General features: G+C 45.0%; 18 protein-coding genes. 17 read left to right on the forward strand and 1 reads right to left on the reverse strand.

All coding sequences use genetic code 11. The features are described from left to right. Positions 1–25: 25 nt before the first annotated feature. The 15 genes from LZG73_RS09195 to LZG73_RS09265 all read left to right on the forward strand — a co-directional run bounded on the left by LZG73_RS09195 (position 26) and on the right by LZG73_RS09265 (position 23,327). The gene (locus tag LZG73_RS09195) at positions 26–994 is read left to right on the forward strand and encodes a YheT family hydrolase (RefSeq protein ID WP_233847945.1); all 969 of its coding nucleotides are present in this window, start codon (positions 26–28) and stop codon (positions 992–994) included. 112 nt (positions 995–1,106) lie between these two features. After that, entirely contained in the window at positions 1,107–3,014 is a 1,908-nt protein-coding gene (gene serA / locus LZG73_RS09200) for a phosphoglycerate dehydrogenase (RefSeq protein WP_233847947.1), read from the forward strand. A 70-nt stretch (positions 3,015–3,084) separates the two neighbouring features. Continuing rightward, positions 3,085–4,155: an aminotransferase class V-fold PLP-dependent enzyme gene (locus LZG73_RS09205; protein WP_233847953.1), complete on the forward strand. Its 1,071-nt coding sequence runs from the start codon at positions 3,085–3,087 to the stop codon at positions 4,153–4,155. A 67-nt stretch (positions 4,156–4,222) separates the two neighbouring features. Further along, positions 4,223–5,119 (forward strand): Rpn family recombination-promoting nuclease/putative transposase, encoded by an 897-nt coding sequence (locus LZG73_RS09210; RefSeq protein ID WP_233847955.1) that lies wholly within the window; start codon positions 4,223–4,225, stop codon positions 5,117–5,119. Positions 5,120–5,275: 156 nt separating this feature from the next. Continuing rightward, positions 5,276–5,893: an RNA polymerase sigma factor gene (locus LZG73_RS09215; protein ID WP_233847957.1), complete on the forward strand. Its 618-nt coding sequence runs from the start codon at positions 5,276–5,278 to the stop codon at positions 5,891–5,893. Positions 5,894–5,984: 91 nt separating this feature from the next. Next, positions 5,985–7,127, forward strand: a complete 1,143-nt coding sequence (locus LZG73_RS09220) for a FecR family protein (protein WP_233847960.1) — start codon at positions 5,985–5,987, stop codon at positions 7,125–7,127. Positions 7,128–7,378: 251 nt separating this feature from the next. After that, positions 7,379–10,882 (forward strand): TonB-dependent receptor, encoded by a 3,504-nt coding sequence (locus tag LZG73_RS09225; protein WP_233847961.1) that lies wholly within the window; start codon positions 7,379–7,381, stop codon positions 10,880–10,882. Positions 10,883–10,899: 17 nt separating this feature from the next. Then, on the forward strand, positions 10,900–12,822 hold the full coding sequence (locus LZG73_RS09230) for a RagB/SusD family nutrient uptake outer membrane protein (RefSeq protein ID WP_233847962.1): 1,923 nt from the start codon (positions 10,900–10,902) through the stop codon (positions 12,820–12,822). A gap of 27 nt (positions 12,823–12,849) precedes the next feature. Then, on the forward strand, positions 12,850–13,551 hold the full coding sequence (locus LZG73_RS09235; protein ID WP_233847964.1) for a DUF3823 domain-containing protein: 702 nt from the start codon (positions 12,850–12,852) through the stop codon (positions 13,549–13,551). 32 nt (positions 13,552–13,583) lie between these two features. Next, the gene (locus LZG73_RS09240) at positions 13,584–17,120 is read left to right on the forward strand and encodes a PVC-type heme-binding CxxCH protein (protein WP_233847970.1); all 3,537 of its coding nucleotides are present in this window, start codon (positions 13,584–13,586) and stop codon (positions 17,118–17,120) included. A gap of 47 nt (positions 17,121–17,167) precedes the next feature. Further along, the gene (locus LZG73_RS09245; protein WP_233847972.1) at positions 17,168–17,899 is read left to right on the forward strand and encodes a ThuA domain-containing protein; all 732 of its coding nucleotides are present in this window, start codon (positions 17,168–17,170) and stop codon (positions 17,897–17,899) included. A 145-nt stretch (positions 17,900–18,044) separates the two neighbouring features. Continuing rightward, positions 18,045–19,160: a Gfo/Idh/MocA family protein gene (locus LZG73_RS09250; RefSeq protein WP_233847973.1), complete on the forward strand. Its 1,116-nt coding sequence runs from the start codon at positions 18,045–18,047 to the stop codon at positions 19,158–19,160. 55 nt (positions 19,161–19,215) lie between these two features. Next, positions 19,216–20,064, forward strand: coding sequence for a sugar phosphate isomerase/epimerase (locus LZG73_RS09255; RefSeq protein ID WP_233847974.1), 849 nt, complete (start codon positions 19,216–19,218; stop codon positions 20,062–20,064). Positions 20,065–20,075: 11 nt separating this feature from the next. Continuing rightward, positions 20,076–22,151 carry a hypothetical protein gene (locus LZG73_RS09260; RefSeq protein WP_233847976.1) on the forward strand — a complete coding sequence of 692 codons (2,076 nt, stop codon included), beginning with the start codon at positions 20,076–20,078 and terminating at the stop codon, positions 22,149–22,151. A gap of 33 nt (positions 22,152–22,184) precedes the next feature. Further along, entirely contained in the window at positions 22,185–23,327 is a 1,143-nt protein-coding gene (locus LZG73_RS09265; protein WP_233847977.1) for a cellulase family glycosylhydrolase, read from the forward strand. 221 nt (positions 23,328–23,548) lie between these two features. Here LZG73_RS09265 and LZG73_RS09270 read toward each other — a convergent pair whose 3' ends face one another. After that, entirely contained in the window at positions 23,549–24,010 is a 462-nt protein-coding gene (locus LZG73_RS09270) for a DUF6934 family protein (RefSeq protein ID WP_233847978.1), read from the reverse strand. Positions 24,011–24,103: 93 nt separating this feature from the next. Here LZG73_RS09270 and LZG73_RS09275 point away from each other — a divergent pair, with 93 nt between their 5' ends. Further along, complete coding sequence (locus LZG73_RS09275) at positions 24,104–25,636, forward strand: arylsulfatase (protein ID WP_233847979.1); 1,533 nt, start codon at positions 24,104–24,106, stop codon at positions 25,634–25,636. A 69-nt stretch (positions 25,637–25,705) separates the two neighbouring features. Further along, positions 25,706–26,740: a T9SS type A sorting domain-containing protein gene (locus LZG73_RS09280; protein ID WP_233847980.1), complete on the forward strand. Its 1,035-nt coding sequence runs from the start codon at positions 25,706–25,708 to the stop codon at positions 26,738–26,740. Positions 26,741–26,787 lie beyond the last annotated feature (47 nt).

The raw sequence follows: 26,787 nt of genomic DNA on the forward strand, positions 1-26,787 counted from the left end.
TAGTTAATTGAATCAACTTTGTCGCATGCCCTTAATAGAACATACCGCAAGAATATCCCCTTACTGGCTCCCAAACGGACATTTGCAGAGTATTTACCCTGCATTATTTCGCAAGATTAGCGGTGTAAATTATTCCCGAGAAAGAATTGTAACGCCTGATGAAGATTTTCTGGATCTGGACTGGTCTTACGCAAATAAGCCTAAAACCAGGCGACTTGTGATCCTCTCCCACGGGCTGGAAGGCAATAGCACGCGGCAATATATTCTGGGAATGGTCAGGCTTTTGAACCAGCATGGATTCGATTGTCTGGCCTGGAACTTCCGTGGTTGCGGAGGCGAGATGAATAAGACAGCGCGGTTTTACCACAGCGGCGCCACCGAGGATTTGGATCTGATCATTCAGCATGCGTTAGAACGGGATTATAATCAAATTCACTTGATCGGTTTTAGCCTGGGCGGCAATCTTACGCTTAAATATCTTGGCGAGTCGGGCTCTGCTCTTGACAAAAGAATAAGTAAGGCGCTGGTTTTTAGCGTTCCAATGGATTTGCGCGCTTGCAGCCTGTCCATCATTCAGCCGGAGAATAAGGTTTACATGCAGCGGTTTCTCAAATCTTTAAGACCAAAGGTGAATGCAAAGGCAGCGCATTTCCCGGACAGGATCAATGTAAGCGATCAAAAACTCGTGCGGACGCTGTATGACTTCGATCACATTTTCACTGCGCCGCTGCATGGATTCACCAGTGCGGACCATTATTACGAATCGTGCAGCTCCAAATTCTTTATTAAAGACATTATCATTCCAACGATGGTTATCAATGCCAAAAACGATCCGATCGTGCCATATCAAAGTTTGCCGCTAGAAGAACTGAAAGCCCACGAACACGTCTGCCTCGTTGCAACCCAGGACGGCGGTCATTGTGGATTTAGGCCTGCCACGCTTCATAATGGCGTTTATTGGTCCGAAAACCGTGCTTTGGAGTTTCTTTTGTGATAAAACTGATTCTGAGATTATTTTGTTAGTGTCGTATGTTTCAGATTTGTAATTTTGCGTCCGTTAACACCAATTCTATTTAACCGATTAATATTCAGTTATTTCCCGCTTCATGTCCACATTAACACTTAATCCATCACCGTACATTATCATTGATTTTGACAGCACTTTTACGAAAGTTGAAGGGCTCGATGAATTGGCAGCGATAGCCCTCAAAGGCCATCCGGAACGTGATCAGATTGTTCAGAAGATAATAGATCTGACGAATAAGGGCATGAACGGCGAAATGTCGTTTGCTGATGGATTGCGTCAGCGAATCGCGCTTTTGCAAGCCAATCGCTCCGACATTGAAGAACTGATCGCTTTCTTGAAAACCAAAGTTTCTGATTCATTTCAGCGCAACAGGCAGTTTCTCACGGAAAACGCCGATCACATTTTCATCGTTTCTAGCGGATTTAAAGAGTTTATCGTGCCGGTTGCCACAGAATTAGGCATTCATCCGGATCACGTTTATGCCAATGAATTTGTGTTTGACTACGATGGAAATATTGTCGGAATTGATGAAGAAAATGTTTTGTCGACGGACGGCGGAAAGATCAAGTTGCTGTCATCACTGAATTTGTCAGGCGACGTTTATGCTATTGGGGATGGTTATACGGACTATGAGTTAAAGGAATCGGGACTGGCGAGCCGCTTCTATGCATTTACAGAAAATGTGGAGCGTCCGCGTGTTATGGCCGTTGCGGATCACATTGCGACTTCTTTCGATGATTTTTTATATGATAATAAAATGAGCAGAAGCCAGTCTTATCCGAAGAGCCGGATTAAGGTGCTTTTGCTTGAAAACGTGCATCCTGCAGCACTTCGCGCATTTGAAGAGCAAGGTTTTAATGTGGAATTTGTCAAAGGCGCATTGGACGAAGATGAGCTTTGCGAGCGCATTAAGGATGTTTCAATCATTGGAATTCGCTCCAAGACTAACATTACCAAGCGCGTTCTGGACAATGCGAACCGTCTAATGGCGATTGGCGCATTTTGTATTGGCACCAATCAGATTGACCTTGAAGAAGCTGCGAAAAAAGGAATTGCCGTTTTCAATGCACCATATAGCAACACACGTTCGGTTGTCGAACTTGCTGTGGGCGAGATGATTATGCTGATTCGTAACATTGTTGGGAAAAGCAATCAGCTGCATCAGGGAATTTGGGATAAGTCTGCAAACGGAAGTTTTGAGGTTCGTGGCAAGAAACTCGGCATGGTGGGTTATGGAAGCATTGGGACCCAACTTTCTGTCGTTGCCGAAGCGTTGGGAATGGAAGTTTATTTTTATGATTCAGTGGAAAAGCTTTCTCTTGGAAATGCAAGAAAAGTGAACACTTTGGAAGAGCTTTTGGCAATTTCCGATGTGATCAGCATGCACGTGGATGGCCGTAAAGAAAACACGAACCTGATTGGAAAGCGTGAATTTGACCTGATGAAAAAAGGCGTTATTTTCCTGAATCTTTCCCGTGGGCATGTGGTGGATATTGAAGCGTTGGCTGATGCTGTGAAAAGTGGAAAAGTCGCTGGCGCTGGCGTAGACGTGTTCCCGAAAGAGCCGAAAACCAATGATGAGGTTTTTGAAAGTGAGCTGAGGGGACTTCCCAACGTGATCTTAACGCCACACATTGGCGGAAGCACGGAGGAAGCGCAGGAAAATATTGGTCATTTTGTGCCATCTAAATTGCTCGAATTCATGAATAACGGCAGTTCTTACGGAAGCGTCAACTTCCCGGAAGTGCAGTTGCCAAAGCTGAAAGATTCACACAGACTGCTGCACATTCACGCAAATGTTCCGGGGATTCTGGCGAAGTTGAACCATATCTTTGGCAAAAACAATATCAACATTACGGGCCAATATTTGAAAACAAACGAGCATATCGGTTATGTAATCGTCGACATTGCAAAGGATTACACCGAAGAGTTCATACAGGAAGTGAAAGACATCGAAGGCACAATCAGGTTCAGAATGTTGTATTGAGTTAACAGACAATCCGAAAATCATTCACTCATCGCGCCGGCGATCCGGTCGGTCATTCAACCATTCATAAATGTTAACCTTCTTTACGCCAGGACCCGCTCAATTATACCCGACTTTTGAACAGCATTTACAAGCGTTCGTGAGCAATCAATTGGGAGCGATATCGCATCGCAGCCAGCAATATCGCGATTTGCACAAATTTACTGTGGATCAGCTGCGCATTCTCTTGAATGTGCCAGATTCGCATCAAATTATGTTTCTGGGATCAGCTTCGGAAGCTTGGGAGCGCATTTTATTCAGTTGTGTGGAGCTGGAAAGCTTTCATTTGGTGAATGGCTCGTTTTCCAAAAAGTTTTGCGAGTATTCGACAGCATTGAACAAATATGCGCACAACTTTGAGAAGCCAATGGGCGAAGGCTTCACCGCAGCAGAAATTGAAGTTCCTGAATACGCAGAGCTGATTTGCGTAACACATAATGAGACCAGTTCAGGTGTGCAAATGCCTGTTAATGAGATCCATAAGCTTAAACAAAAACATCCTGACAAGCTCATTGCTGTTGATATGGTGTCGTCAGCGCCTTATCCCGCTTTGGATTATTCGCTAATTGATAACGCATTTTTTTCTGTTCAAAAAGCATTTGGTTTGCCAGCGGGACTAGGCGTCTGGATTGTGAGTGAAAAGTGTCTTGAAAAGGCGAAGCAGATCAAAACCCAGTTTTCGATTGGCGCCCATAACGACTTGCCAACGCTTTGGAAAAATGCCTTGAATAACGAGACGCCCGCAACACCTAATGTGATGGGAATTTATCTTTTGGGTAAAATTGCCGAAGATTTTAACAAAATAGGCGTCGCTGAAATTAGAAAGGAAACGGAATTAAAGGCAGCTTTGATCTACGATTTCATTGATAAAACTGCCGGGTTTTCTCCATTCGTGAAGGCGATTCCAAACCGTTCGCAAACTGTAATTGTTGCGAATGTGGAAGCGCCTTCTGTGGACATTATCAAGAAGGTTAAGGAAAAAGGAATGGTGATCGGAAGTGGGTACGGAGAGTTTAAGGCGTCACAATTGCGCATCGCCAATTTCCCCGCAACTTCTTATGACGCAGTAGAAAAGCTTGTTTTTGAACTAGGGAATATTTAAATATTTTTTGATACAAGTGACCATGAGGATGTAAGGACGTATCAATGTCCTAACATCCTCATTTTTTGTGAAAAGAAACGACATACTCTGGAAGTCAATACTGGAAGAAACATTTGAAGACTTTTTAAGATTCTTCTTCCCCGAAGCCGATGCATTATTTGATTTTTCAAAAGACTTCGAATATCTGGACAAGGAGCTCGAACAGCTTTTCCCGCCAGAAGACAATCAATATGCAAGCAAGTTTGTCGACAAGCTCGTCAAGGTTTTTACGAAGGACGGAAACGAGCAATGGATCCTCGTGCACATTGAGGTGCAGGGTTATATTGACCATTCCTTTGCCGATCGCATGTTTACTTATTATTATCGCATTTGGGACAAATATCGAAAGCGCACAACAGCTTTGGCGATTTTGACAGATGATAATATGAATTACTATCCGAACTGTTTCGAGCAATCATTTCTCGGCACTTCACTTAGATTTGAGTATAACATTCTAAAAGTCCTTGATCAATGCGATCGCAAGCTGGCGGAAAGTGATAATGTGTTTGCTCATGTCATTACGACTGTCAAGCTCGCACTCAAAAGCAAGCAACTGTATGATCAGGATCTGTTTGATTTGAAGCTTCAAATCGCAAGAAGACTGCTCGCGCGAAATGTTCCAAAACATAAAATTGGAAAGCTGATCGATTTTTTGAAATTTTATGTGATCTTGAATGATCAACAATTAACAACCTTGTTTAACAAAGAAATTAACAATTTAAAACTCAAAACATACACGAACATGGGAATGGATGAAGCAGTAATCTACATTACAAGAGAGGAAGCGAAAGAAGAAGCTATTTTAGAAAAGAATAGCGCTTTTGCGAAAAGCTTGCTGATAACGAACCGGTTCAGTCTTGATGAAATAGCTGAATTATTGGATGTCCCTCTCGACTTTGTCCTTGATATTAAAGCCAGCCTGTAATTAAAATTATAAATGCATATGCAGAAGCGCAGGCCATAAGGGCTCTGCGCTTTTTTTATTCTCAACTGTTGTAACAAGTGTAAAAGCGCTTAATTCAAATAGTATTTTAAGGATATTTATTTAGCTTTATGCCGTGTTAGTAAAACAGACTCAGCGGTGATCAATTTTGACGTCTTAGCAGGAGAAAAAACGGACCAGCAGCTTTGGCAGCGAATTCGTGAGGGAGATGAGCAGGCGTTTACCATCATCTTTGAAAGATATCACCGCACGCTTTACAACTATGGAAGCAAACTGACTTCCAATTCTGCGATTGTAGAAGACGCCGTTCAAGATGTTTTTATCGATGTCTGGCGATTGCGTAACAATCTCACGGACAATGTAACTTCGGTAAAATTTTACCTCTATCGGGCTCTCCGGAGGCGGATTCATCTAGCGCAGGACAAATTCCCGGTGACGGAAGAAATTGCTTTTCTGACCGAAAACGAAACGCCCGCCAATCCTGCAAATTCGGAAACGATTCTGATTGATGTAGAATCTGCATCCAGACGTGCAAAGCAGATTCAAAACTTACTTTCCCAACTTCCGCAGCGCCAGGTTGAAGCGCTTACGTTGCGCTATTTTGATGATTTCTCGGTTGAAGAGATCGCTGGAATTATGGGTGTAAGTGAGAAATCAGTCCGTAATTTTATTTATAAAGCGCTTACTTCACTTCGGCACAACCGGCAGATTTTAATAATATCTAGCCTCATCTTCTGCCTGTTAGGAGTTTTTTAAAACTTTTCTTCAAAATAATTCAATTTCCGAGGGGTCATTTGACGATTTCCATGCTCTTTCTTTTTGAAAGACATTCTTGCATCCCGTTGATATGAAGCATGACCCTTACGCTCTGACAGAGCTGATCCGAAGTGACGAATTTATCGAATGGGTCATGCGCCCGGACGCATCGAATGAAAAAAGATGGCAGACATTTCTGGAAAATAATCCGGATAAAAAACAGACAGTTGAGGCTGCAAGGGAATATGTGATCCTGCTGGCCAAAGACACGGGTCGCGATCAACCAACGAAAAAGCAAAGCGACCGCATGTGGAATGCAGTTGAAAGCCGCATGCATGAGGCAGAAAATGAATCGCTAGCCATTGAAGAACCCGCAAAGGGCAGGATGATTTCTGGCTGGCGGTGGATGCGGGTTGCCGCTTCGGCAGCATTGATTTTGAGCATTGGATCGGTGAGTTACTGGTTTTATTACAAGCAAAGTGTTAGTGGAAAGGCTCCTAATCTAGCCGCAATGCAGGATTTAAAGACTGACAAGATCATTCAGCGGCACAATGATTCCGACAAGCCAATGATGATCCTTTTGACAGACGGCAGTTCGGTTGTTTTGCAGCCTGGGGGAAGACTAAGTTATTCGGAAGCGGTCAATGCAAAACGGAGAGAGGTTGCCTTAACCGGAAAGGCGTTCTTTGAGATTGTTAAAAATAAGGAAAAACCGTTCCTGGTTTACAGCTATGGACTGGCGACCAAAGTGCTGGGAACCAGCTTCATGATCGATGCTTCGGAAGCCAATAAGGATATTCGTGTGGAAGTGAAAACAGGAACAGTTTCAGTTTTTTCCATCAATAATCTTGACAAAAAAGAAATAGAAGAAGAGTCCGACAAGCAGGAGTTGACCGGGATCACATTAAGCCAGGATCAGCGGATCGCATTTTCAAAAGAGAGTGGAAAGATTACCAAGCTGAGTGCGCAAGTGCTGGAAACCGGAGATATGGACATTTTAAGGCAGGAATTCGTCTTTGACGAAACGCCTGTTCACGAGGTTTTCAGGAAAATGGAAATTGCCTACAATGTTCAAATCAGCTATGATAAAGTGCAAATGGGCAATTGCACATTGAATGCGACACTTATCGGTCAGCCATTTAAAGAGAAGCTCGAAGCGATTTGCAATGCATTGGATGCTGAATATGAAATCAATGACAACCTGGTTTCTATCGTTGGAAAGGGTTGCAAGTGATTATAAATTGATTACAAAGCGCTATATATTAGATAATTGCCGGATAAATCATCAAACTTTTCAACCTAAAAAGCAGGTGCTTATGACATAAACCTATCCGTTTTGACATAAAAAAAGACCAGCCATGTTCCAGCATGACTGATCTCAAAGTTTCCCGAAGTAACTGACATTACTTTACATCCACTTTTGTGGGGGATGCAGGGGAAGATTTCGTTGAATAATCTCCTTAACCAACAAATTCATTCAAAAATATGAAAAAAGTTCGACGACTTGAAGACTTTCTAATCACGCTCATGCGAATAACATTCATTCAATGCATCCTGGCAGGCCTTTTCGTAGGCATTTCATGGGCACATGATGGGAGGGCTCAATCTGCATTGAGTCAGAAAGTTACGGTTGACATCCAGAACGAGGACATCAAAAAGATCCTTGCACAGCTGGAAAAACAGACCAATGTGAAGTTTGTGTTCAGTTCCAAATTGATCCAAGCCGATAGGAAAGCTTCCATAAGAGCACAAAACGGTGCGTTGGCGGATGTTTTGGATGCACTTTTGAAACCCATGGAGCTGCATTATAAGGCGAAAAATAACCTCATTGTTATCAAGCCTGATAACCAGCCAGAAAAGATTACTGCAAACACGGCCGAAGCTGCGCCAGCGGTTTCACAAACTTCCACGGTTGATAAAACGATCACCGGAACAGTTAAGGAAGAGTCGGGAGCAGGCTTACCGGGCGTAAGCGTTGTGTTGAAAGGCACGCAAACTGGAACATTAACCGATGAAAAAGGGAAATATTCAATTACAGTCCCGGATGGGGAAACGACCTTAATATTCTCATTTGTTGGTTTTTTATCTCAGGAAGCCTTGGTGACAGGCTCTCAAAATGCCTTTGACGCAACATTGAAAGTGGATGACAAATCACTGGAAGAAGTCGTTGTTGTCGGTTATGGAACGCAAAAGAAGGAATCGCTTACAGGAGCAATTGCCACGGTCACCAGCAAAGATCTCGATCGCGTGCATGGCGGTTCAACCGTGAGTTCTGGCTTAGCTGGAAAAATCCCGGGCGTAACATTCAGAATGCCAGACGGTCGTCCCGGCGCAAGCGCGACAGTGCAAATCCGAAACATGGGAAACCCGCTTTTTGTAATTGATGGCATTCAGCAGGATGCGGCACAGTTTAACAACATCTCACCCAATGATGTCGAAAGCATTACGGTGTTAAAAGACGCTTCTGCGGCGATTTACGGTGTTCGTGCAGCAAATGGCGTTGTGGTTGTAACAACTAAAAAAGGAAAAAACGGAACAAAAAATACGATCAACCTGGATGCTTACACGGGCTGGCAAAACTGGTCACGGTTCCCGAATGTAGTCAACGACTCGTATCAATGGATGCTGGGAAAAGCAGAAGCGGAAATGAATCAATATGGCAAAACGTCCATCACGCAGTCGGAACTGGACAAATATAAGGCTGGTACTGAGATGGGTTATCAGAGCTTCAACTGGAAAGATTTTATTGTAAAAAAGAACTCGCCGCTTTCATCCGTAAACCTGAATATGACGGGCGGGTCTGATAAAATTTCCTATTACATTTCAGCAACGCGCCTGAGCCAGAATTCGGTTTTGGGCCGTGAGTTTACATTTAAAAGAAATAACCTGCAAAGCAATGTCGACGCCAAGATAACGGACGATTTGAAAGTGGGTGTGCAAATCAATGGTCGGATAGAAACCAGGGACCAGCCCGGCATTCCTGGTGGGGACGATTACTGGCTTCCACGCTTTGCAATTTTAAGAAACAGACCATTTGAAAGGCCTTATGCCAATGATAACCCATTGTATCTCAATGATATCAAGCATAATGAGACCAACTGGGCTTACAACAATAAAAAACTAGGCGGTTATCAGACTGACATCTGGCGCGTTTTGCAAACAAACATGACTGCGGAATACAAGATTCCCGGTGTTAAAGGCTTGGTTGCCAAAGGAATGTATTCTTATTACATCGGTGACCGCGTGCTGAATGGGCATGAATACACTTATGTGGCATACACATACAATCCGACAGATGAAAGTTACAAAGCAACCGGTGGCAGCACCAACCCGTGGCGCGAGCGCCGGACGCAAAAGATAATGCGCAATGTGTATCAGGGCCAGTTGAATTACAATAACACATTTGGCAAAAGCACAGTAGGGGCCACTTTCGTAGCGGAGCGGCAGGAAGAACGCGATCAGGAACAATGGGCGCATTCAGTTCCAAAAACCAACGTCCTCCCGCTGATGTATTTCGCAACAATGGACACTTACGATGATAAGGATAATCAGCTTGCGCGTATAGGGTATATCGGTAGGGTAAATTATGATTATGCCGGCAAATATTATGTTGAATTATCTGCAAGAAGAGATGCTTCGTGGAAGTTTGCGCCGGATCGCAGGGTCGGTTACTTTCCATCCGCTTCCGTGGGATGGCGGCTTACGGAGGAGCAGTTCGTAAAAAACTTGCTCGGCTCTCACAGCATTCTGGATGATTTGAAACTCCGCGGTTCATATGGGATTTTGGGAGATGACAACATTCTATTTAACAATGATCCCAATCAGCCTTTGAGTCCATACGCCTATTTGCCTGGCTATAATTACAACCAGGGCAATGCGATCCTAAGCGGAACCGCAGTGGTGACTTCTCGTGATAAGGGTCAGATTATCAATAATATATCTTGGTTCAAAAGCAAGATCACAGACGTTGGTGCTGACTTTTCATTGTTGGGAACAAAGCTCACCGGTTCTGTTGATTACTTTTATCGGTTAAGGACCGGTTTGCTAGGGCGTAAATATGACCTGTTGGTTCCCAGTGAGTTAGGTTACAGTTTGCCAGATGAAAACGTGAACAGCGATTCACAGGCCGGATGGGAAGCAGCATTGACTTACAATGGAAAATCAGGTGATATTGGTTATTCAATAGGAGGAAACGTTTCGTTTTCGCGCACCAAATTCATCTCGTCCTATAAGCCGATTTTCAACAATTCCTGGGATCAATACAGGAACTCGAACGAAGGACGATATAGCAATATTTTCTGGGGATATGAGGCGCTGGGGCAGTTTCAGTCGCAGCAGCAGATTAATGAATATCCGGTTAATATCGATGGACAGGGCAACCGCACATTACTTCCCGGCGACTTGATTTACAAGGATATAAACAATGATAATGTCATCAACAACCTGGACGAAAGGCCCATTGGTTACACAACGAACGGTCAGCCGAACATTAATTTTGGTTTGAATTTCGCTGTAACTTGGAGAGGAATCTCATTCAATGCAGACTTTTCGGGAGGCGCAATGTATTCCTGGAACCAGAACTGGGAACAAAGATGGGCTTACCAGAATGACGGCGCTTTAAATAAGATTTTCCTCGATCGCTGGCATCGCGCCGATCCGTTTGATCTTAACAGTGAATGGATTCCGGGAAAATATCCGGCTTTGCGTTACAATGACGGCGGACACAGCAATTATAACAAAAACTCCACTTTTTGGCTGCATAACGTGAAATATCTACGCGCAAGAACCATTGAGCTCGGCTATTCTTTGCCTAAAACATTGCTGGAAAAAGTGAAGCTGCAACGCGCAAGAGTCTACATCAACGGCTACAACCTGTTCTCCATTGACAACCTGAAATCATATGGAATCGATCCTGAGGTTGCAGACGACAATGGTTTGCAATATCCGCAAAACAAGTTTGTCAATGTTGGGATCAATCTTTCAATCTAGTAAATCAGTAACGAGCAATGAAAAAGATATTTAATATAACAGTGTTTTTAATGCTTTTGCTTAGCTGGGGCTGCAACGACGACGATTTTTTGAACCGCCCGCCAACAAACATTCTCACCGAAGAACAGGTTTGGGGCGATGAAGGGCAAGTGTTATCCCTTTTGGGAAATTTATACAACCGATATGTTGATCTTTCCAATTTCAAAGACTTCCCACGCCCGGGATTGACCACGTTGCCGGGCTGGACACGGATGGCGGATTTCAACGAAGCATTCTGGTCCGAAGCCGGCCGTTATAATGAGTTTCAAAACAGCGGATGGGATTTTAACACATGGTCTATTTGGGATTATGGTTACATCCGCGAAATGAATTTATTTATCCAAAAATGCACCGTAGCAGAAAAGCTGTCACCGGCTGTCCGCGATCGTTATTTGGCAGAAGCGAGATTTCTGCGCGCTTCCTATTATTTCGAATTGGTAAAACGCATGGGCGGCGTGCCATTGATCTTAGAGCCAATGACATACGATTTCAGCGGCGATCCCACTTATCTGCAGCATGCACGTGCCAAAGAATCAGAAATTTATGATTTTGTGATCAAAGAAGCAGAGGAAATTAAGTCTAAGCTTCCCGTCAATGCAGCGGAAAAGTCGAGAGTTACCCAGGCAGCAGCATTGGCTATGCAAGCCAGAGCGGCGCTTTATGCCGGATCAATTGCCAAATATGGCGTCAACACACCTTCGGTTTCATTGCCTGGCGGAGAGGTTGGGATTCCTGCAAATCTGGCAACAGGTTATTATACCAAAGCATTAAGCGCGGCCAAGGAAATCATCAGCGGTTCGGCGGGTGCGTATGCGCTTTACAACAAGAAGCCCGATTTATCAGAAAACTTTGCAAGCATTTTTTATGACAAAGCAAACAACTCGGAAGTGATTTTCGCTGAGGATTTCAAGTTGCAAAGTGGCAAGGTGCATTATTTTACAGGCTGGAACCAACCGCGTTATGGTGCTGAGGAAGAGGAGGGTGGCAGAATTAATCCTTCGTTGAACCTGGTTGAAGCATTTGAGAAACTGGATAACACTTTCGCGCGCATTCCAACAACCAATGCAGCAGGTGCACCTTTATATTATGCCAATCAAACCGACATTTTTGAAGGACGCGACGCAAGACTTGCCGGAACGGTGATGTTGCCGGGAACAACTTTCAAGGGCCGAACCATTGACGTTTGGGCTGGTTATCAACTTGCCAATGGCTCCATTGTAAGCGGCGATGACCGTGGTGCGCAAAAAACTTTACCCGGCAAAACCGTCCCCGAACAAGTCGTGGGCTTTGACGGACCAATCGACGGTTTCGAATTCACGGCACAGACCGGATTTTACCTCCGCAAATATCTCGATCCCGTTGTAGGATCAGGCCAGCGCGGTGTTAACAGCGAAGTTTGGTTTGTGCGTTATCGCTACGCCGAAGTGCTTTTGAATGCAGCTGAGGCCGCTTTTGAATTGGGGCAAACAGCAGTTGCAGCAGGTTATATGAACCAGGTGCGTGCCCGAGCCGGACTCTTGAAACCTTTATCAGCAGGCGAAATTACATTTGATAGAATCGCGCACGAGCGCCGCGTCGAGCTTGCTTTCGAAGGACATTACCACTATGATATTCAGCGATGGAGGATCGCCCATATTGTCATGGACGGGAACGCGATCAGTGCCGCAGATTTGTCAAAAGATCTTGGAAAAGCAACCAAAAGAAACACGCAGCCGTGGGGACTTTGGTCTTATAAAGTGTATGATCCGTCTTCACCCAACAATGGAAAATGGATTTACAAGCCTGTGAAGCTAAGCCGTGTAACCGGAGCCGACCGTTTTCAGTTGGGCAACTATTACTCATTGATCGCGGACGACATCATTAATAATAATCCAAAGATCGTCCGGAACCCAAATCACTAGATCATCACATTCAAAAGATACGATATCATGAAAATCAGATTTCATATTCTATCACTTTTGGCCCTGATTGCCCTTTTTGCTGCTTGTGAAAAGGACAATTTTACGGAGCCCAAGTCGACATTATCAGGCCAAATCGTTTACAATGGCGAGCCTATTGGCGTCGAATACAACCAGGTGAGGCTGCAATTGTGGCAACCGGGCTTTGGTAAGCTTGCCGCCATAGATGCGCAGGTGGATCAGGACGGTTCATATTCTGCGGTGCTCTTTAACGGTAAATACAAATTGGTTGTGCCAAAAGGGAGAGGGCCATTCAGGACAACGGAAAAGGACGCTGCGGCAAAAGATACGCTTTTCGTTAGCCTCGAAGGAAACCAGAAAGTGGACGTGGAAGTGACGCCTTACTATATGATCCGCACGCCTCAATTCAACGGAGGCGAGAGTAAAGTTGCTGCCACTTTTAAACTTGAAAAGATCATTTCTGGTGTCAATGCGAAAGATATTGAGCGCGTTTCGCTCTTTATCAATAAAACGCAGCTCGTATCGCGCGCCAACAATGTGGGCGTAACCGACATTGCCGGTGCTGACATCAAAAACCTCAACGCAATCGCCTTATCCACCGATATTCCCGCTTTGGTGCCCACTCAAAAGTATGTTTTTGCAAGAATAGGGGTCAAAATTAAAGATGTAGAGGACATGATCTTCTCGCCCGTTCAGAAAGTGGATTTTTAATATTTTGACCAAAAAACAAAACAGCGTAGTTAATGAGGAAGTACATTTTAATATTGCTTATCGGGTTATTGACATTAGGGTGTGCAAAGCGTGATACAAGTTCTTCTGGCGTTAAATCAAGTGTTTCAAAAGGCAGAAGGGCAGAAGTGCTTTTTCTTGGACATAACAGCAAACACCACGATTCCGGAAAATATGCACCCTGGCTTTCGGTAAAACTGTTCAAAAGCGGCATCAACATGTCATACACCGCCGACCTGAATGACATTAATCCCGAAAACCTTAAAAAATACGACGGCCTGATTATCTACGCCAATCACGATTCGCTGTCGCCGGCACAGGAAAGCGCAATGAAAGCCTTTGTCGAAAGCGGCAAGGGTCTCATTCCGCTACATTCAGCTTCGGGCTGTTTCAGGAATTCCAATTGGTATATCAAAACCACCGGCGGACAATTTGCTTCTCATAAAACAGGCAGTTTTAAAAACACGATCCTTAAAGCGGATCATCCTGTAATGCAGGGCATTACGGACTTCGAAACCTGGGACGAAACCTATGTTCACAAAAATCTGAATCCTGATAAAACTGTCTTGGGCGAGCGCGTAGAAGGTGATGTGCATGAGCCTTACACGTGGGTGCGCAATGAAGGAAAAGGTCGTGTTTTTTACACTGCTTATGGTCATGAAGACAGCACCTGGACTAACAAAGGCTTTCTCGATTTGGTAAGAAATGGTGTCTTATGGGCCATCGGCGACAATGTAAAGGCTGAAATTGCTGCATTGAAATTGCCGGACGTTGACATTTACCAATCCGACACGATTTCAAAATATACGAAGAGACATGTCGTCAACAGGATGCAGGAATCGCTTTCACCAAGCGAATCCAACAAGCTTACGCAAGTTCCTGCCGATTTTGAAATACAGCTTTTCGCCGCAGAGCCCGACATTACCAATCCCATTGCGATGGCTTGGGATGAAAAGGGCAGGTTATGGGTCGTGGAATCGGTGGATTATCCCAACACTTTTAAGGAAACAGACGGCGCTGCAAATGACCGCATCAAGATTTGCGAAGACACCAACGGCGACGGAAAGGCTGACAAATTCACCGTTTTTGCGGACAAGCTGAACATTCCTACCAGCATGGTTTTTTCAAATGGGGGGATCATTGTTTCTATGGCGCCGGACTTCATTTTTATGAAAGACACCAATGGTGACGACATTGCTGACGTGCGCGAAGTGATTATAACCGGCTGGGGCAAAAACGATACGCACGCCGGGCCTTCCAACTTGCAATATGGTTTTGATAACAAAATCTGGGGCGTGCTGGGTTACTCCGGTTTCAATGGCACGATCGACGGTAAAAAATTCAACTTTCCGCAAGGGGTTTATCATTTCAAACCAGATGGAAAAGAGTTTGCATTCCTGGGAAACAGCAGCAATAACACCTGGGGGCTGGGCATAACGGAAGACAATAATGTGTTCCTCTCAACCGCCAACAACACCCACAGTGCCTTTTATTCGATGCCGGGCCAATATATGCAGCGCACGCTTGGCGATGATCAGCCGCCGGTTCTAGCTGTTCAAAAAATTGACGGACATTATGACGCACATTCCGTGACGCCCAATTTACGCCAGGTCGATGTTGTCGGCGGTTTCACTTCCGCAGCCGGCCATCGTTTTTATACGGCAAGAAGTTTTCCCAAGGAATACTGGAACCGCATTGCATTTGTGACGGAGCCCACGATTCGTCTCGTGCATAAGGCAATTCTGGAACCTGATGGAGCAGGTTTTAAAGAAAAAGATGGCTGGAATTTTATGGCAAGCTCGGATGAATGGTTTGGTCCCGTACAAGCAGAAACCGGACCCGACGGAGCCGTCTGGATCGCCGATTGGTATAACTTCATCATTCAACACAATGTATTTGTGCCCGCACAATCGCCCGCAGAGTTCATTATGCCATTCAAAGAACAGCCGCACGGACCGGGCAATGCATTCAGCAGCCCGATGCGCGATTTAAATCATGGCCGGATTTACAGGGTTGTTTACAAAAACGGCAAGAAAACGTCGCCAATGAAATTGTCAAAAGACGACTTGCCGGGCTTGGTTGCCGCTTTGGAATATGACAACATGTTCTGGCGCATGACCGCCCAGCGGCTTTTGGTAGAATCAAAAAAACTTTCCGTTGTCCCTGATCTTTACAAAATCATTAATAATCCGAAAGTCGATGAAATCGGTTTGAACAGTCCAGCCGTGCACGCATTATGGACATTGCATGGACTTGGCGTCTTGGATGGGTCAAATGTTGAAGCTTTACAAGTTGTAAACAAGGCATTGACGCATCCGGCAGCAGGCGTTCGCAAAGCGGCAGCAAGTGTTTTGCCAAAAAATGAACAAAGTTTTGAAATGCTTCAAAAAGGCATGAAAGATGCCAACTTGAATACGCGTTTGAGTGTTTTCGTAGCATTGATCGATCTGCCGGCTTCGGAAAAAGTGGGCGAAGCGGTTAATCACGCCGCATTAGATGAGCAGAATGCAAAAGATCCATGGCTGTCCAAAGCATTATTGGCAGCCGCTATTAGCCATGAAAAAGGATTTTTGGCTGCTTCACAAAAGCAGTCGTTAAAATCCACATTTACAGAACAAGTCACCAAGGCACTTTCCCGGGAAGTGTATCCGCTAGGCCGCAGAAATACGCTCCAATTTCCGCCTGATGTGTCCGGTAAGGAAATTACCATTAAAGCCAGCATCACCAAGTCGAAAGACAAACCATTGCAAGGCTTCATTGCCGGACAAGGAGGAAAAGATGGTGGTTATGCTTTATACATTCAGGACGGAAAGCTCATTATGGCCGTCAAGCAGCACGGAACGTTGAGTCAGGCCGTAACAAATGAGCCGCTGCCAGAGAAGTTTGACGTCGTGGCCAGTTTGACCAAAAGCGGTGACATTACCATAGCCGTTGATGGCAAAGAGGCGGCGAGAGGCAAGGCGCATATGCTCTTCACTACGCCTTTAGGCAACACGGTCCGGACAGGCGAGGATCTGGAAGGAGAGGATAAGATCGGTTCTTATGAGGGTAAATTTGGATTTGCAGGCAATTTTCAAAAAGCATCATTGGAGCTAAACCGACCGTCGGAAAGTGATGCGAATGAGCATGCAAGTAAAAAAGCCGCAACGACAAGCACTTTGAAATCATCCAATGCGACCGTCATTGAGCTGAAAGTGGAAAAGGAGATCATGCAATTTGATAAAAAGCAGTTCACTGTGAAAGCCGGGCAAAAAGTGGTTATCAACCTGGAAAATCCCGATGGCATGCAGCACAATTTGGTCATTATTAAACCAGGCACTTTGCAAAAAGTTGGCAGTGCGGCGGACGAAATGCTGCGCGACCCGAAAGCTGCTGAAAAACAATATGTTCCAAAAATTGCAGAAGTGTTATATGCAACCAGATTAGTCAACTCCGGAGAAACGATTTCGCTTGAATTCACTGTCCCAAACGAACCCGGAGATTACACGTATGTCTGCACATTTCCAGGCCATTGGCGCGGAATGAATGGCATAATGCGGGTTGTGAAGTGAATTTTTTATGTCCTAGAATCCTTGGCTTAACTTTTAATTTTTTTCAAATGACAAATTCAATTTTTAGAACTTTTCTGACATTGCTCCTGCTCATTGCCGTCACGAGCGCTCATGCAGGGCCCGCTAATCCAGGAAAAAAAGCGATCCGCGTTTTACTCGTCGGAGGCGGATCTTCTCATGATTTTGATAAATGGTATAAAGGTGCAGACGTAGAAACTTTGCAAAAAGACGGCCTGGCGACAGTAGAATACACAAGTGATCCGACGACTATTTTGGCCAAAATTAAAGACATTGACGTGCTCCTGCTGGCTAATAATCAGCCGATTGCTGATGACGCAACGCGCAAAGCGATATTTGCATTCGTGGATGCAGGCAAAGGTTTGGTGCTTGCGCATCCTGCCCTTTGGTACAACTGGAAAGACTGGCCGGAATACAATCAAAAACTGGTCGGCGGCGGTTCAAAAGGGCATGACAAATATGGTCCTTTCGATGTGACAATCACGAATAAAAAGCATCCGGTAACCAAGAATGTCCCGGAAACATTTCACCTCGACGACGAATTGTATTATCAAATTCCCGACGAGTCCGGCTCGCCTATCGAAGTGCTGGCAACCGCAAAAGCCGCCACTTCCGACAAAGTTTTCCCAAGCATTTTCATTGTAAAATATCCAAAAGGCAGGGTTGTGGGCATTGCATTGGGCCATGATGCCGCATCGCACACCATTGCGCCATATCAAACTATTCTTAGAAATGCCATCAGCTGGGCTGCTGGCCATTAATTATCTCTGGATTGAAATCCAGAGCTGTCGGATTGGTCGTCCCTGACGGGACTGGCATTGATCCAAGGTAAGTCCCGTCAGGGACAAAGCATTATTTTAACCCTGGGCTTCAGCCCGGGGGAGCACAACTAAACAAACAAGCACAATGAGTCAGACGCAAATCACAGTAGTCATCGTTGGAATGGGTTTCGGAAAAGAATTTATCCCCATTTACCAAAGTCACCCGAACATCAAAGCCGTAGGCATTTGTACGCGCAGCAAAGAAACCCGTGACGAACTGACTGCCAAATTTAACCTTGACCCAAACCTGGTTTTTGAGAATTTTGAAGACGTTCCAGGGAGAGACGATGTGGATGCAATTCACGTTGTGACGCCCGTTCCGGAGCACGCGAAAATGACCTTGGCGTCTTTGAATGCAGGAAAACACACGGCTTGCACCATTCCCATGGCGATGACGGTGGAAGATTGCACGGCAATTGTGGAAGCGAAACGCCGCTCAGGGAAAGTGTATATGATGATGGAAACAGCACTTTACACGCGTGAGTTTTTGTATGGGTTAAAGCTGGCCGAAAATGGCGAACTGGGTCGCATCCAGTTTGTTCGTGGCTCGCACATTCAGGATATGAGCATGGAAGGTTGGGGCGAATACTGGAAAGGTTACCCGCCCATGCTGAATGGTACGCACGCCATTTCTCCGCTTTTGAAAATCAACAACACCATTGCAGAAACGGTCGTTTGCCATGGCTCCGGCCGATTGAGTGATGATCTGGCAAGTCGTTATGGATCACCGTTTGCAGTAGAAACGGCTACATTTACATTGAAAAATTCGGATGTTGTTGCTGAAGCGACGCGTTCGTTATTTGATGTGGTGCGTCAATATCGCGAAAGTTATGATGTTTACGGCACCAAAATGTCCTTCGAGTGGGAGCAGTTGCAGGACGAAAGTCATATCATTTTTGATGGTGGTGAAAATGCAAAACGCATTGATGTCCCCGACACAGACGAACTGCTGATTGAGCCGATCAAGCATTTTACAAAACGAGAAAAGATTGATGATCCAAACCACGTTTCTTTCCTCCAAGGCGCAGGACACGGAGGATCGCACCCGCATTTGGTGCAGGAATTCGTTGCAGCAATCGTTGAAGGACGCGATTCGGCTGTGGATGCAGCATTGGCGGCGAACTACACTTGCGCAGGCATTTGTGCACACGAATCGGCCATGAAAGGCGGTGTTCGGGTAAATGTGCCAAGTTTTGAGTAGATCTTGAACAGACTTACCAAGTCTTAAGACTTGGTAAGTCTATAAACTTTTCCAAATGCTATTCGGAGCGAGCACTTTTATATGGGTTTCCCCCTTCTCAACGCAGCATATTGACCTGCTTACCAAAGTCAAAAACATGGGCTATGACATTATTGAAATAGCCGTAGAAGACACAAGCATCATTGATTGGAATTTGATAAAAGCCGTTGCCCGTGATCTCGATTTGAAGATCACGGTCAGCGGCGCTTTCGGACCCGAGCGCGACATTTCCAGCACCGAGCCATTGCACAGACAACTTGGCAAGCAATACATTATTGATTGCATTAAAATTGCACAAGATGTTGGCAGTCCAATCTTCGGCGGACCTGTTTATTCGGCCGTGGGCAAAACAAGGATTGTCTCGGACGAGCAGAAAAAACAGGAGCGCGGCTGGTGCATTGAAACATTGATCGAGATTGGACAAATCGCTGCTGATCATGGCGTTGTAGTTGGACTGGAACCGCTTAACCGCTTCGAAACCGACATGGTTAACACTGTTGATCAGGCGCTTTCGATTGTGAACGAAGTGGCGAGTCCGAACCTGAAAATTGTCTTGGACACATTCCATTCCAACATTGAAGAAAAAGACATTCCTGCTTCCGTCAGAAAGATTGGAAAAGACTTGCTATGTCACGTCCAAGGCAATGAAAGCGATCGTGGAACGCCTGGAACGGGACATTTGGAATGGGAAGGCATCCGGGACGCATTGGTGGAAATCGGTTATGAAGGCGCGGTTGTCATCGAAACTTTCGGGCAACCTTCCAAAGAACTAGCCCGTGCGGCCTGCATATGGCGACCGCTTGCCAACAGTGCTGACGAGCTTGCCACAGAAGGTCTGGCTTTTTACAAAAAACTGTTTTCCTAATTCCGCCACATATGCGTTATATTCTTTTGCTATTTTTTGTCATTTCCAGTCTGTTTGCCAATGCGCAAATCGACGTCGATTTGAGTGGTTTTGATAAAAAAAAGGGAGTTAAGGTTACGAAGGAACCCACTTTATTGCATCTAGAATGGCCCGCAGGAAACGCAGAATTTGGCAAAATAATCATTGATTTGAGTAAAGGCCAGCCAGTGATCAACGGTCTGTTGATTGGTAAAAGCAATGCTTATAAAACCATCGCAAAAAATCTGGATCCAGCCATCATTCTCACCGTGGGAAAACGTGATCTTGTTTCTCAAAATGGCTGGAATATTTTCTTTGACAAAACCGCTTATCTGGCTTACAAAACCTATGCGGTGAAGTTGGATAAAACCGGTGTAAAAGTAACCACATCCGGCTCTCAAACAGAGATTGTCGTCTCCGGGGCAACCGCCGGACCTTTTACCGGATCAATTAATTTCACACTCTATAATGGAAGTCCGCTAATGAATGTGGCCGCTGTAATGAGCACCAATGTGGATTCTTTGGCGGTGGTTTATGATGCAGGATTGGTGAGTCAGCAGTTGTCTTGGGAAAAGTTATTTTGGGCTGATACGGATAATTTTATTCGAAATATGGATGTTGCGCAGTCGGATACGGCTAATATTAAAGCTGTAAAATATCGCACTATTATTGGCCAGAGCAAGGAAGGCAGTCTCGCTGTTTTTCCCGCTCCGCACCAATTCTTTTATCCGCTCGACAATGCTTATAACCTCGAACACATCTGGTTTGGCAGCAATTATCGCAATCAAATTCCCGGTTTTGGGATCGGGATACGGCATGACCTGCTGGGCGACCGACGCTGGGTTCCGTGGTTCAATGCACCGCCCAATACGCAACAGCGATATAATTTCTTCTGTTTATTAAGCGCTGAGAAAGACGGGAAAGTGCTTGAAAAAGTGAAAGCATTCACGCACAACGACACTTATGAGCCATTGCCGGGCTATTACACCATGTCCAGCCATTTTCACCAGGAGCACATTGATGAAGTGCTCACGCGCCGCCCGATCCCGGAGATGCCAGGATTCGTGAAAGCATTTCGCAACACGGGCGTTAACATTGTGCATTTGGGAGAATTTCACGGACCTGGCAGTCCGCGCGGACCCGAAGCAAAGCGCTGGCCTGAGTTAAAAATGATGTTTGATGAATGTAAACGCCTTTCGGACGGAAATTTTCTGCTTTTGCCAGGAGAGGAACCAAACAATTTTTTTGGCGGACATTGGATGAATCTTTTCCCAAAACCCGTTTATTGGTTAATGTCGCGCGAAAAAGATCAGCCATTTGTTGAAGAAAATCCTGCCTATGGAAAACTTTATCGCATTGGCAACAAGGAAGAGATGTTGAAACTCCTGGAACTGGAAAGAGGCCTCGCCTGGACCGCACACGCAAGAACAAAGGGTTCGACAGGTTTTCCGGATAAATATAAAGATGAACCGTTTTACAAGTCCGACCGCTTCTTAGGAGCAGCCTGGAAGGCAATGCCGGCCGATTTGTCCCAGGCCAAATTGGGAAAGCGCGTGCTTGATCTGATGGACGAGATGGCCAATTGGGGACAAAAGAAATACGTGATCGCAGAAGCAGATCTGTTCAGAATCGAGCCGAGTTATGAGCTTTATGGGCATTTAAATGTCAATTACATGCAGCTTGATCACTTGCCAAAGTTCGACGAAGGCTGGCAGCCGGTGCTTGATGCAATGGAGAATGGCAAGTTTTTTGTATCGACGGGCGAGGTTTTGCTGCCGTCGTTTAAGGTTAACAATATAACGTCAGGTGAAACCACGAAAGCTGATTCGAAAGGCAACGTGGAGATTAAGCTTGATATTAAATGGACATTCCCGCTTAACCGCGCAGAGGTGATTTCAGGTGATGGAAAAGATGTTTTTCACGATGTGATCAATTTAAATGATACGGAAGCATTTGGGGAAAAGTCGTTTACATTTACTAAAAATCTGAAAAACAGAAAATGGGTGCGCGTTGAAGTTTGGGACGTCGCGGCAAATGGTGCATTTACGCAAATTGTCTGGCTTGAATAAGCTGGCTATTATTACAATCTAAAAAACATTGGAATGAAATTTCTAAAAACAACAGTCTGGGCAATTCTCATCTGCCTTTCCTTCCAGGGTTTTGCAAAAAACACGGAGGATAAAAAACAGGCTAATCCGCGCGAGATCTGGACAAAAGAGCAGGCCAAAGAATGGTATGCCAAGCAAGGATGGCTGGTTGGAGCGGATTTTCTGCCAAGCACGGCCATTAACCAGCTTGAAATGTTTCAGGCGGCCGATTTTGACACAACAACAATCAACAGAGAGCTCGGTTGGGCCTCAAAAATTGGCATGAACACCATGCGCGTTTATCTGCACGACCTTTTGTTTCAGGAAGATTCAGCCGGTTTTGTAAAGCGTCTGGACGCGTTTTTGACCATTGCAGAAAAACACAAGATCAAGCCATTATTTGTTTTGTTCGACTCGTGCTGGGACCCGTTTCCGAAGCTGGGAACACAACGCGCGCCGAAACCAGGCGTGCATAATTCAGGCTGGGTGCAAAGTCCGGGATTGGAAGCATTGAAAGACAGCACACAATATCCGCGTTTGGAAAGATATGTGAAAGGAACCGTTGCGGCCTTTGCGAACGACAATCGCGTGCTGGCCTGGGACATTTGGAATGAGCCAGATAATCCCAACACAAGTTCTTATGGCAATGTTGAATTACTTAATAAAGTGGATTATGTGATTCCATTGCTTGCAAAAGCATTCGTTTGGGCACGCTCAGTGAATCCCTCACAGCCCTTAACGGCCGGTGTCTGGAATGGCAACTGGGAATCTCACGAGACATTGACTCCCATAGAAAAAGTCATGATCGACCAGTCGGACATCATCACATTCCATAATTACGAAGACGCAGCCGATTTCGAAAAGCGCATTAAGCAGCTGCAGCAATACGGCCGCCCGATGATTTGCACGGAATACATGTCGCGAGGCAATGGCAGTTTTTTCAAAGGCTCATTACCCATTGCCAAGAGATACAATGTCGGCGCCATCAATTGGGGATTGGTTAGCGGCAAATCGCAAACAATTTATCCTTGGGACAGCTGGAAAAAGACTTACACCAGCGAACCTGATCTATGGTTCCACGATATTTTCCGCCAAGACGGAACGCCTTACAAAAAGGATGAAGTCGATTTGATTAAGAAGTTGACTTCGGCGAAGTAAGGAATTGCCAATAAAAAAGCTGCCAAATCTAGAAATTGGCAGCTTTTTTTTTATCGATTTCTTAGACGCTGAAAGAATGAAAGGTCAACGTTTTTTAGAATTTCCATCATTTGATCATTCTTGAATTTCCCTAACTCTTCCACAGTCTTAAATCGCCTTTCCTCCGGTTTTCCAGGCTTCGGCGGATTAATTTTAGTCTCAATTTCCATTGTTTATGTATGTTAGTGCCATGTGAATTTCAGATTTTTTCTGCAAATAAAAAAGCCCTTGTAATTTTTGTTCTTGCAAAAGACTTCCGGATATTTCTCTTCTTGTAACACTCCGTAAATATCAAAATTTTCTTGTAAATCTTTCAAGTTCAGCGAAATAGCTGTTCGGTATAAGCGTGTTCTAGCCAGCGTGCTGCCTGAGAAACATATGACTGCATTAGGGTGCAAATCTAGAAAGCGCATCATTGTCTTATACACTGTCGATAAAATGAACTTCATATCTCCGTTATTGCTGACGGAATATATATTTAATTCACCATCCGGGTCAGTTTCCGCTAAAACAAGATTATAAAAATCGGGAATCTCCGTTTTAAAGTAAAAAATCGCCTTGTGGATCGCCGTCCGGCCAATGCTCAGGAAATCAAAACGATGCGCTTCATCGAGGACTGTGAAGTCGTAGAAAGGTTCATTCATTATATGGATTATAGTATGTGTGTCCGCAATATTAGGCAAGAAGAATCAATTCACAATTAATATCTTCACGGCGTATCCATTCTGTGCCAAATTATGAAAAGAATTTGCTTCTCGCTCTTATGCCTTTTTTCAACATTAACTCCGACGCTACAAGCCCAAAAAACGCAGCAAAAACCGAATGTCATTTTTATTTACGCCGATGATGTGGGTTACGGCGATTTGAGCAGTTATGGGGCCACAAAAATTGCAACACCGAATATTGACAGGATAGGAAAGGAAGGGATTCGCTTTACGAATGCACATACGACTTCCGCCACATGCACGCCTTCGCGGTTTGGGTTGTTGACGGGCAAATATCCCTGGCGGCAAAAGGGAACCGGCGTTTTGCCAGGGGATGCGTCCCTCATCATTCCGACGGATCAGTTGACTTTACCAAAAGTTTTTCAAAATGCGGGATACAAAACCGCATCCATTGGTAAATGGCATCTTGGCCTTGGAGAAAATAACAAGCAGATCAATTGGAACGAACCGATAACCAAAGGTCCGAACGAAACAGGCTTCGATTACGCCTACTTTTTTCCAGCAACTTCCGATCGTGTTCCCACCGTTTTTATTGAAAATCATGAAGTCCAGGGATTGGATAAAGACGATCCGATAACCGTCGATTATGCCAAAAAAATAGGAAACGAACCCACTGGATTGGAAAACCCGGATCTGCTAAAATTGCCTGCATCGCCGAATCATGGGCATAACAACACAATTGTCAACGGGATTGGGCGCATAGGCTGGATGACGGGTGGGAAACAGACGCGCTGGACTGACGAAGAAATCGCGCATGTTTTTCTGAGTAAGGCAGAGCAGTTTATGGAACAGAATAGGAAGAACCCGTTTTTCCTTTATTTTTCACTTAATGACATTCACGTGCCCAGAATGCCCAGCAGCCAGTTTAAAGGCAAAAGTCAAATGGGCTTGCGCGGAGATGTGATCCTTCAAATGGACTGGACAATCGGCGAAATTCTTAAAAAGCTCGACGAACTCGGCATTGCTCAAAACACATTGATCATATTTTCCAGCGATAACGGGCCCGTTCTGGACGACGGCTATGCAGACAAAGCCGTAGCATTGGCCGCAGGTCACAAGCCCGCCGGCGCATTACGCGGTGGGAAATACAGCGCTTTCGAGGGCGGAAGCCGTGTTCCCTGGCTGGCACGCTGGCCGCAGGTTATCAAACCAGGAATGGTTTCGGATGCATTGATTTGTCAAATCGATATGACCGCTTCCTTCGCCAATTATTTTGGACAAAAAATCGAAGCTAATGAGGCGCCCGACAGTTTTAATGTGATCGATGCCATGTTGGGAAAAACGAAAACCGGCAGAACCAAATTGATAAAACAAGGCGGCGCGCTCTCCATTACAATTGAAAATTGGAAATACATTGAGCCGCGTGAAGGCAAAGCCATTCAGGAACTTACCAACACCGAAACCGGCAACAATCCAATGCCCCAACTTTACGATCTAAGCAAAGATCTTGGGGAAAAAACCAATTTGGCTGACAAATATCCAACAAAAGTAAAGGCGATGGCCGCAGAATTGGAGCGGATTAGGGAGTCTGGCCGAAGCCGATAGAACATTTGTAAAAAAAACTTTGTGACCATTACAATTGCCTGACGTCATAATGCATAAAACCCATGCTTTATGACGTCATTTTGTTTTCAGTTTGCCAAGAATTTGTTGGTTGTTTTGTTGCTTTTGCTCGCACGGAATGCAGTTGCGCAGACGACTTTTCTTCATCAGGATTTCGCATCCACCGGTCCGTTTGTTGATCCTGAACCTGATTCCGGGCAGTTTAGCCACATTGTGCAGACCGCCCCTGTGCTTTCGTATTCCAAGTTTCACAATGGTTATATGGAACTCGTGCGGACGCAGCAGGATTCTGCCACGGGCGGGATTATCCGCGTTTTGCGAGCAACGCCGTTCCAACCCAATCCGGAAACATTATTTATTCAGATTAGGATGAGTGCAGAAGCTGTTCAGTCCAATGCATTGAATGCCATTTACTTTTATGTCGGCGATAATTTCAATGCAGGCAATCATTCATTTCCGGGCAATGCACTGATGTTTGGCAAGTTTTCCATTAATTTTCTAGACGACGCATTTACGGTGAAAGACCTCGCTACCCAGCTTAGCAGCAAGCCGATTGCGAGAAAGAAAACGGTCACACTTACTTGGGTTTTAAACAATTCTTCCAAGCTTTTTGGCTACAAATTATCGCCGAGTAACGCGGTCACTTACAATGTATTACCTGGAACTTACGATTTGTGGGTTGATGATGATCCGGTTAATCTGAACAGCAAAGCTTATCCCGGAAACTCGATTTTTTCCAAAACAAAACTCTCCAATTTTGAGCTTCGGTTTCGCAATGGGTTAGGCAAGATCCGAATTCATGAAATGCTTATTCGCGAAGGCACTTCTGAGTTGAAAATAAATGATGTGATGGTTGCACCAAACCCGGCATTCCGCGATTTGATCACTTTACGAGCAATCAATGTGGACCCAAATTCGCTGAGGCTCATACGTTTGCGGGGAAGTGATATTCCTGTTACGACAAAAACCATTGCACCGGACAAAGTAGAGATCCGACCCAATGTGCGCCTTGCCTCAGGGATTTACATTATCTCGTTCGAAAATGATCGTGGGCAACGGAAAACGGTGAAAGTGATGATTGAGTAGGCGAGTTGCAAAACAAATATTTTGTTATAGGATGAAATTTGGATTAA

It is taken from the genome of Dyadobacter sp. CY326, from assembly GCF_021390515.1.
In the GTDB taxonomy this organism is placed as follows: domain Bacteria; phylum Bacteroidota; class Bacteroidia; order Cytophagales; family Spirosomataceae; genus Dyadobacter.